Source organism: Corynebacterium sp. (genome assembly GCF_012838985.1).
Classification (GTDB): Bacteria; Actinomycetota; Actinomycetes; order Mycobacteriales; family Mycobacteriaceae; genus Corynebacterium.
Window position 1 is genome coordinate 1 of the sequence record NZ_DUOE01000214.1, and the last position, 9,019, is coordinate 9,019.

Sequence of the window (9,019 nt, forward strand, 5' to 3'; positions counted from 1 at the left end):
CCTACGCTGACCCAGTCAGCTGCTGACTGGGACGTTGACTTGAGGATCTGTGTTTCCCGGCGCATGTGGTCCATTGCCGAATGGGGGTCCAGTGGATGTGGTCCGGCGGAGCCCACCGTGAAGGTCACCTGGACATGGGTCGGGGAACCGTCCGGTGCCTTCAGCTGGGCCTGGCCGTGGGCGTCGTGGTGCGGCTCATCGGAGATGGCGGCCCGGATTTCAATCTCGCCCACTGGAGTAGCGGTACGGGACTCCCACACCACCGTGCAGTCGTCGACGGGGGGAAAGGCAGAAGGAGATGTCGCGACTGTGAGAGAGAATCCACCGCAATGGAGGATGAGCGCGTTAGACTCCACAGGCTAACCTGACTTCCCGACTGATGCCCGAGGCCGATCTACCTCCAGCATGGATTGTCGCGCTCACCCGGAAATCTCGGGAGCCAACTCCCCTGATACACGGGACCTCGCCATACACAGATGCAGTGTTATCGCGGGCGTACGCCGTCTCGGTCTTGATATTCTCGTAAACGAAATTGAACCTCTCCTGTTGAAGAGTAGCGTTGATACTCAACGGCAAAAACCCAGTTCCGAAGCAGACTGTATGAAATCCCCAGTCAATATCGGCTCCGATATCTCTCGGCGCACTGATGGTTCCTGTGCAGCCACTCACGGATACATTTGGCTGGATTCCAGGCTCAGGTGACTCCCCCTCAATCATTTCATCCCAGAAGAAGTAAAATGGTTCGCCAACCGCGACCCGATCATCAGGAAGGGTCGGTGCCAGATACGGTGTGCTGTTCCCCAGTGTTTCCGCATGAGCCGGTGAAGTAGTAGCCAAAGGCAAGAAAGCAATGAACATCAGGACTAAAACTGAACGCATGTTCGCTGAGCTTAGGGCATGGCTGGCTTTCTGTAACTCGAGAGAAAGGAAACGCCGCGCCTGCCACCCTCGACAGGAAGAGGGGCAGGCGGGGCGTCGATAAGCAGGGCTTTAGAGCCAGCGCGGGGGAGTGGGCACCTCACCCTGCGGGGAGGTGACACCACGGTCGCCGCGGCCGGAGGCCCAGCGGGCCAGGCCGGCCCAGGAGCCGTGGATCTCCACGGTGTTCTCGCCGGGGGAGACCTCGATGCGCGCGCCCTCCTCCGGCACGAGCACGAGACCTGCCCCGTCGCCGGCGCCACGCCACTTGCCGGCGATCTCCGGGACCAGGGTCCGGAGGATCACCGTCGGGATGTCGGCGAAACCGGCGTTGACGTCCAGGTCGACGGCGTGCAGCCAGACCTCGCGGGTGCGCATCCACAGCGTCTCCGAGGCGGGGACGGTGCGCCCCTGCGCGGTCTTCACCTCGGCCTGCCAGGCCTCCTCCGGGAGATCGCGCCAGGCGACGTCCAGGCGGACCAGGGTGTGGTCGTGCAGGTTGCGGATGGCGTCCGGGAGGAGGGTGGCGCCGCGGGCGATCTCCTCGCCACGGGCCTGCGGGGAGGAGTACATGGGGGTCTCCTCACCCGTCTCCGCCCAGTGCATGAGGTTGCACAGGGCGTTGGCGTTGTAGGCCACGTGCGCGGCCAGGTGCGCCACGGTCCAGTCCGGCAGCAGAGTGTCGCGACCGAACTCGGCGTTGTCGACGAGCGCCAGCTGGCCCGAGTAGTGGGCGGTGCCCCGGCGGGTCAGGTTGAGGCGCTCCCCGATGGACAGGTCGTGGAAGCTCGTCATTACTCGAACACCGTCTTGTTGGCGATGTGTCCCAGGCCGTCGATCTCGACCTTCACGACGTCGCCGTCGCCGATGTAGCGCTTCGGGTCGCGGGCGTGGCCCACGCCGCCCGGGGTGCCGGTGACGATGACGTCGCCGGCGTCGAGCGGGTAGATGTGCGAGATGTACTCGACCAGCTGCGCCGGGTTGAACACCAGGTCGTCGGTCGGGGTGGTCTGCATCTTCTCGTCGCCGAGGTAGGTGGCCAGCTCGCCGCCCAGCTCGAAGGAGTCGGCGGTGGTCATCCACGGGCCGAAACCGGCGCTCTTCTCGAAGGACTTGCCCTGGTGCCACTGCAGGGTGCGGTACTGGTAGTCGCGCATGGTGTAGTCGTTCATGACGGCGTAGCCGGCGATGTGGTCGGCGGCGTCGGCCTCCTTGACGCGACGGGCCCGCTTGCCGATGACGACGGCCAGCTCACCCTCCCAGTCCAGCTCGGCGTTGGCGTACTCGGGGACGAGGACGTCGTCGAAGGGGCCGGTCAGGGCGTCCGGGAACTTGACGAACAGGGTGGGGACGACCGGCAGGTCACGGCCCATCTCCTTGATGTGGTTCGCGTAGTTCAGGCCGACACAGACGATCTTCTTCGGTGCCGGGACGACGGCCTCGAGATCGGTGGGCTCGAAGGAGACCTCGTCGCCGGTGGCCTGCTCGGCGACCTCCCGCCAGTTGTCCTCCTGCAGCAGGTCACCGACGTTGGCGTAACCGTCGATGCGGACGGCGGAGTTGTCGGACTCGACGCGGGCGGCGAAGGTGCCCTGGGCGGAGCGGATGGTGGCAAGACGCATGGTTGTTAGATTCCTTCCGGAGTGTAGGTACGGGCCAGGTCCAGCTTCTCAAAGATGGGGTGGTCGGAGAAGCAGAACAGATCCACGCCGTCGGCGCCGGCCTCGATGGACCAGAGCTTCCAGGACGGGATGTTGACGACGTCGCCGTGGTTCAGCTTGAAGACCTCGTCACCGATGGTGATGGTGGCGGAACCCTCGAAGACCTGGAAGACGCGGTTGCCGACCTCCTTGATCGGGGTGGTCACGGCACCCGCACGCAGGCGGTGGAACTCGGCGCGGATGGTCGACATGACGTCGCCACCGGTCGTCGGGTTGGTGTAACGGATCGCGGCGTGACCCGGGCCGACGACACCGGGGAAGCCGGCGTCCTCGAGGGCGAGCTGATCCTTGAGCGCGGCGTCGGTGTGCTCCCACGCGTAGCGACCGATGGGCGACGCGGTGGTCGCACCCGGGAACGCGACCGGGCGCAGACCCGGGTGGGCCCACAGGCGCTCGGAGCGGGAGTGGTCCGGGGTGGACTCGTCGGTGAGCTTCTCGGAGCCGTACTCGAAGAAGCCGGTGTCCATCTGGTACGCGAACGGGATGTCCAGGCCGTCGAGCCAGGCCATCGGCTCGGTGGCGATGTTGTGGTGGCCGTGGAAGTTCCAGCCCGGGGTGAGCAGGAAATCGCCGCGGCGCATCGGGACGGCGTCACCGTTGACGACGGTCCACACGCCCTCGCCCTCGATGACGAAGCGGAAGGCGTTCTGGGAGTGGCGGTGCTCCGGGGCGTTCTCGCCCGGGGCGAGGTACTGGATCGCGGCCCACAGGGTGGGGGCGATGTAGGTCGGTCCACCGAGGCCCGGGTTGGCCAGGCCGATGGCGCGACGTTCGCCGCCCCGGCCGACGGGGACGAGCTCGCCGGAGCGACGGGCCAGCTTGATCAGCTCGGACCAGTCCCAGCGGTGGGCGACGGCCCGGGGCTCGGGCTCGTTCGGCATGAGGCCGCCGATCTGGTTCCACAGGGGCTTCATGTGGAGGTCGTCCATCCTGGCGTACATGGAGTTGAGCTCGGCCTGCTCCTCCGGGGTCGGCTCGGGGACGACGAAGTCAACGTGCTTGTTGGAGTAGTCGGTGCTCTCGGTCATGAGCGAACCTCCTGCGTTGTCGAGGTGGTGTTGAGCTGCGCGCGACCGTCCGGGGGCCGCGCGCAGTGGTGGTTGTGAGCTCAAACATAGGGGTCCGCCAAGTGTGACTCAAAGATTTTCCGTGATACGGAAAACAGTGACGGGGGTGGGCAACGTCACCCCTTGATCGTCGGTGGGACCAGTCGGAGATCCTCCAGGCGGCGGTTGAGATCGCGGGAATGTTTGAGCAGCACCTCCGCGCACCGCCGGTGGGCGCCACGGAATCTGCTCGTCGGGGTGGCCACCGTGACGGCCCCCAGGATGTCGCCCAGATCGTTGCGCAGACACACCCCCACGGCCGAGACGTCATGCTCGTAGAGGCCGTTGTTGATGGAGAATCCACGGCTGCGCGTGCGGTGGAGCTGGCGGCGCAGGGACTCGAAGTCGGTGTCGGGCAGCGAGGGGTACAGTGCCCGCAGCTCGGCGGCCGAGCGCTCCGCGAGCATGACCAGGCCACCGGCGTTCTGCTCGGCGGGCATCACCTGACCTAGGCGGATGCCGACGCGCACCGGATGGGTGCCCTCCACCGTGTGCAGGAAATGCACCTTGTTGCCCACCAGCACCAGGAGGTGGACGGTCTCGGCGGTCTCCGTCGCGATCGCCTGCATGTGGGACAGGCAGGCGGCGGTGAGTTCACTGCCGACGCCCGGCTGCAGGCTGGACGAGGACAGCGCCGGTCCGGGGAGGTAGGTGCGGGATTCGCTGCGCGTCGCGAAGCCGCGGTACACGAGCATCGCCATGGAGCGGTGGACCGTCGACGGGCTCACGCCGAGCGCCGCGGCGGCCGCCGAGATGGTCAGTGTGCCCTGGTCCCGCAGCATCAGGATGAGGGTGAGAGCCAGGTCCACGGACTGGAGGAACTCGCGCGGGGGTGACCCGTGAGTGGGACCGAAGGTCATGAACATCACATCTTCCGCTATCTGGAATTTCTTTGATTGTAACCCCGATCACCCAGATGATGTGCCCATGGCTCCAATCTCCGATACTTGCGCAGCGGGTCCACCGCCGTCAGCACGGTGGGTGGCACAGGCACGCCCGGAATGGGCGACTCAGGTCGAGGCCCCACGATCCTCGGCATCAGCGGACGTCGACTCGCAGCCGTGCTCATCGGCTGGTTCTTCGTCGTCTTCGACGGCTACGACCTCATCGTCTACGGCACCGTCCAGACCGAACTCATGGAGGAGTGGAACCTCAACTCGGCGCAGGCAGGCACCATCGGTTCCACCGCCTTCCTCGGCATGGTGATCGGTGCCGTGTGGGTCGGCCGCCTCTCGGACCGCGTCGGCCGCAAATTCGCCGTCATCGGTTCGGTGGTCGTGCTGTCGATCTTCACGCTGGCGTGTGCCTTCGCCATCAACCCCTGGATGTTCGGCGCCTTCCGCCTCCTGGCCGGCATCGGACTCGGTGGACTGGTCCCCTCCGTCAACGCGATGACCTCCGACCTCGTCCCGCGCCGGACCATGTCCGCCTGGGCGACCGTCATGATGTCCGGTGTCCCGCTCGGCGGCTCCATCGCGGCGATCCTGGCGCAGTTCATCGTCCCGTCCCACGATGACTGGGGCTGGCGCTTCATGTTCCTCGTCGCGATCGTCCCGCTGATCATCGGCCTGCCGATCGCCATGAAGGTCATCCCCTCCGACCGGGCGATCCGCGAGGACCACGCCGCCCGCGAGGGAGCCGATGAGCCCGCCGGTTTCAAGGACCTGCTCACCGGCCGCTACATGGCCATCTCGATCTGGTTCTCCATCGCCACCTTCGTCACCCTGCTGGCCTGGTACGGCCTGGGCACCTGGCTGCCGCGTCTCATGCAGACCGCCGGCTACGACTTCGGCGCCGCCCTCAACTTCACCCTGGCGCTCAACCTCGGAGCCATCCTCGGTTCCGTCGTCACCTCCTGGGCGGGCGACCGCTTCGGCCCGCTGAAGTCGGGTGCCGTCGCCGCCGGTGTCGCCGGTGTCGCGCTGCTCACGCTCCTCACCGGGCCCTCCGTGGTCGCCGTGTACGTGACCTGGTGCTCGCGGGCGTCGGTACGCACGGTACGCAGATCCTCATCATCGCCGCCGTCGCCAACTTCTACCCGCACAACCTGCGCGGCACCGCCCTGGGCTGGGCCCTCGGCGTCGGCCGTATCGGAGCGGTCGTCGCGCCGCAGCTGGCCGGCCTGCTCCTCAACTGGAACCTGGGCGTCGGCTCGAACTACCTGCTGTTCGCCTGCTCCGCTCTGCTGTCCTCCCTGTCCCTGATCGTGCTGTTCATCATCCACCGCCGGATGCCCAACCCCAACGTCACGGTCATCCCGGCACACACTGACCCCCGTTAGAAAGGAAAGCCCCATGACCCAGAACATCCTGACGGCCTCTGAGGAGCTCAAGGGCCAGAAGTTCATCATCTCCGGTGGCGGCATCGGTGGTGCCGCAGGCGCCCTCGCGCTGTCCCTGCGCGGTGCCGACGTCACCCTCTACGAGCGTGCACCCGAGTTCAAGGAGGTCGGCGCCGGCCTCCAGATCGGCCCGCACGGCGTCAAGATGCTGGAGAAGTGGGGCCTGAAGGACCGGGTCTTCGAGGCCGGCTACCTCCCGGAGCGCATGCAGTTCCGGGACGCCGTCACCGCCGAGCCGATCCTCACCATGGACTTCGGCGAGGAGTTCCAGGAGCACTACGGTGGCCGTTACCTGGTCATCCACCGCTCCGACCTGCTGTCCATCCTCGTCGAGGCCGTCCAGGAGGCGGGAGCCACCCTGCACAACGGCGTGCAGGTCCTCGGCGCCGACACCCGCCCCGACGGCGTGACCGTCCACATCGAGCACCGCGCCGACGGACGTCAGGAGGACGTCGAGGCCGACATCCTCGTCGCCTTTGACGGCATCCACTCCGTGTTCCGGAAGGAGATCGTCCAGGACGAGCCGGTCCCGTCCGCCTACGTCGCCTACCGCGGCACCTCCGAGCTGCCGACCGACCCGGACATGAAGGACCTCCGGGACGTCGTCGGCTACATCGGCCCGCGCTGCCACTTCATCCAGTACCCGCTGCGCCACGGTGAGCTGCTCAACCAGGTCGCCGTATTCCAGTCGCCGCGTTACCTCAAGGCCCTGACCGAGGGCACCGAGGTACCGGAGGACTGGGGCAACAACGAGGAGTTCCGGAACGCCTTCGACCACACCCACGAGTTCGTCCAGGGTCGTCTGGGCAGCATGTGGCTGGACACCTGGTGGCAGATGTCCGACCGGGAGCCGCTGGACAACTGGGTCGTCTCCGACCGCATCATCGTCATGGGCGACGCCGCGCACCCGCCGCTGCAGTACCTGGCCTCCGGTGCCGTCATGGCCATGGAGGACGCCGAGTGCCTCGCGCTCTACGCCGCCCAGGCCGCGGCCGCCGGTCCGCTCGACTGGGCCGCTGTGCTGGCCGAGGTCTCCGGTGAGCGCGCCCCGCGGTGCGCCCGCATCCAGACCACCGGCCGTTTCTGGGGCGAGCTGTGGCACGTCGACGGTGTCTCCCGCCTCATCCGCAACGAGACATTCCGCCAGGCCGGCCGCACCTCCTGGTACCCCTACGTCGACTGGCTGTGGGACTACGACGCCGAGCGTCGCGAGTACCTGCAAGACCCGTCGAAGGGTGAGCTGCCGGATGAGCTCAAGGAGTGGGAGTACAACATCCACAAGGTCATCGCCCAGCGTGACTCCGGTGTCGCCGCCGATGAACTGACGATCTAGTACCCGCTTGTCGACGCCCCGTCGCCCCCGTGCACTCATACCCCCACCGTCGTCCGTGGAACGGCCATGGTGATGTGTCCTCGGTCAGGGTGAAAGTGCAGGGGGCCGGGGAACCTTCCGGTCACGGCGGCAGTCCAAGTACGGTGTGACCGCGCTACCCACCGACTCACTGACCCTGACCACCCGCGAACTCCGCGCCCTCGGGCACTCCAGCCGCTCGACAGGCAGGCTCGTCGCCGCTGGTCGCCTCCACCGCGTCGACCACGGCGTCTACTCCACCCGGCGCCTCGACGGCCGGGAACTTCTCTCCGTGTACCGGAGGACCCGCCCTTACCTGGTGTTCACCGGGAAGACCTCCTGGGAGATCCGCATGCGCCGGAGGGTGAGCCGACCGCTGGTGGCCCTGGCCGGCCCGCATCACTCGTCCGCGAACAGTCACCTGGAGCTCATCAGTTCCACCACCATCACCCATGAGCTTGTCGACGACCACCGCGTCGCCCCCGTCCTGCGTACCGCCATGGACATGCCGGAGGGACGACGGTTCCAGGCGCTGCAGCTGCTGGAGAGGCACTACCACGGAAAAAGTGGCAGGAGACGCCTCGAGGAGGATCTCGGGGGATGGAAACGTGTACCGGGGAAGCTGCGGGCACTCATCGACGCGGCCTCCATCGGGGCTGACTCAGAGACGGAGCGCGTCCTCTTCCGGGCGTTGCGCCACCGCGGCTGCGTGTTCGAGCAGAACATGATGGTCGGGCACTATCTGCGCGACGGGGTGCATGAGCAGTCGAAGGTCATCGTGGAGGTCAACGGGTACCACTATCACCGGTACGCGAATGCGCTGATCAAGGACTACTGGAAGGCCAACGACGCCGTGGCCCGGGGCTACCGGCACCTGAGCTTCTCCGAGGAGTGCATCGACCATCACCTGGACACCGTCGTGGCGGAGATCCTCGCGGCGGTCGAGGGGAGAGGCCTGGAACACCCTCCGGTGTGGACGTGGCACCGGGGCTGCATGGATGAGGTGCCGCCCTGGGAACGCTGAGGTCAGAGGGTGCGCTCGAGCTCGTCGGCGGCGTCGGCAAGCAGGAAGGGCAGCTCCCCGGCCTCCTGGCGGGTGAAGGGCTTGAGCACGAAGGCGGCGGGGTCCATGCGGCCGGGCGGACGGCCGATGCCGAGGGAGAGACGCTGGTAGTCCTTCGTGCCCAGGGACTTCGTGACGGACTTGAGGCCGTTGTGCCCGTGGTCGCCGCCGCCGGTGCGGAGGCGGTGCTCGCCGAAGTCCAGCTCGAGTTCGTCGTGCGCGACGATGATGTCACCGGGGGCGATCCTGAAGAAGGTCGCCAGTGCCTTCACCGGCCCGCCGGAGACGTTCATGTAGCCACGGGTGCGGGCCAGCACCAGGCGGCGTCCGTGGTGGCGGACCTCGGCGATCTCGGTGTTGGTGCGCTTGTGCACGGCGAAGGTGGCGGGGGAGGGGGAGATGCGGGAGGCGAGCTCGTCGAGAAGCATGACGCCGATGTTGTGGCGGGTGTCGGCGTACTTCGCGCCCGGGTTACCCAGGCCGACGATGAGAAGGGGAGAATCAGTCACCCGACCACCA

8 protein-coding genes and 1 pseudogene are annotated in these 9,019 nt (G+C 67.0%); 3 read left to right on the forward strand and 6 right to left on the reverse strand.

Annotated features, from left to right (window positions below):
• The 5 genes from GXZ33_RS12025 to GXZ33_RS12045 all read right to left on the reverse strand — a co-directional run.
• The coding region (locus tag GXZ33_RS12025; RefSeq protein WP_291341424.1) for a hypothetical protein at positions 1 to 233 on the reverse strand (233 nt) is incomplete at its 3' end.
• A gap of 757 nt (positions 234 to 990) precedes the next feature.
• A complete protein-coding gene (locus tag GXZ33_RS12030) occupies positions 991 to 1,713 on the reverse strand; it encodes a maleylpyruvate isomerase family mycothiol-dependent enzyme (protein ID WP_291341426.1) in 723 nt (240 codons plus the stop codon).
• Positions 1,713 to 2,540, reverse strand: coding sequence for a fumarylacetoacetate hydrolase family protein (locus tag GXZ33_RS12035; protein WP_291341428.1), 828 nt, complete (start codon positions 2,538 to 2,540; stop codon positions 1,713 to 1,715). The genes GXZ33_RS12030 and GXZ33_RS12035 overlap by 1 nt, the downstream gene beginning before the upstream one ends.
• 5 nt (positions 2,541 to 2,545) lie before the next feature.
• On the reverse strand, positions 2,546 to 3,667 hold the full coding sequence (locus GXZ33_RS12040; protein ID WP_291341430.1) for a cupin domain-containing protein: 1,122 nt from the start codon (positions 3,665 to 3,667) through the stop codon (positions 2,546 to 2,548).
• Between the two features lie 155 nt (positions 3,668 to 3,822).
• Entirely contained in the window at positions 3,823 to 4,605 is a 783-nt protein-coding gene (locus GXZ33_RS12045) for an IclR family transcriptional regulator (protein ID WP_291341432.1), read from the reverse strand.
• A 141-nt stretch (positions 4,606 to 4,746) separates the two neighbouring features.
• Between GXZ33_RS12045 and GXZ33_RS12050 the strand changes: the two are divergent.
• From GXZ33_RS12050 to GXZ33_RS12060, 3 genes and pseudogenes are all read left to right on the forward strand, one after another.
• Positions 4,747 to 6,026: pseudogene (locus GXZ33_RS12050) on the forward strand (aromatic acid/H+ symport family MFS transporter).
• Between the two features lie 13 nt (positions 6,027 to 6,039).
• A complete protein-coding gene (locus tag GXZ33_RS12055) occupies positions 6,040 to 7,419 on the forward strand; it encodes an FAD-dependent monooxygenase (RefSeq protein WP_291341434.1) in 1,380 nt (459 codons plus the stop codon).
• 145 nt (positions 7,420 to 7,564) lie between these two features.
• A complete protein-coding gene (locus GXZ33_RS12060; RefSeq protein ID WP_291341436.1) occupies positions 7,565 to 8,461 on the forward strand; it encodes a type IV toxin-antitoxin system AbiEi family antitoxin domain-containing protein in 897 nt (298 codons plus the stop codon).
• 2 nt (positions 8,462 to 8,463) lie between these two features.
• Here the strand turns inward: GXZ33_RS12060 and pth are convergent, their stop codons facing one another.
• Positions 8,464 to 9,009 (reverse strand): aminoacyl-tRNA hydrolase, encoded by a 546-nt coding sequence (gene pth, locus GXZ33_RS12065; protein WP_291341438.1) that lies wholly within the window; start codon positions 9,007 to 9,009, stop codon positions 8,464 to 8,466.
• Between the last annotated feature and the right edge of the window lie 10 nt (positions 9,010 to 9,019).

Coding starts and splice junctions, on each gene's coding strand:
- GXZ33_RS12030 (WP_291341426.1), bottom strand. CDS start 1,713: ATGACGAGCTTCCACGACCTGTCCATCGGGGAGCGCCTCAACCTGACC.
- GXZ33_RS12035 (WP_291341428.1), bottom strand. CDS start 2,540: ATGCGTCTTGCCACCATCCGCTCCGCCCAGGGCACCTTCGCCGCCCGC.
- GXZ33_RS12040 (WP_291341430.1), bottom strand. CDS start 3,667: ATGACCGAGAGCACCGACTACTCCAACAAGCACGTTGACTTCGTCGTC.
- GXZ33_RS12045 (WP_291341432.1), bottom strand. CDS start 4,605: ATGACCTTCGGTCCCACTCACGGGTCACCCCCGCGCGAGTTCCTCCAG.
- GXZ33_RS12055 (WP_291341434.1), top strand. CDS start 6,040: ATGACCCAGAACATCCTGACGGCCTCTGAGGAGCTCAAGGGCCAGAAG.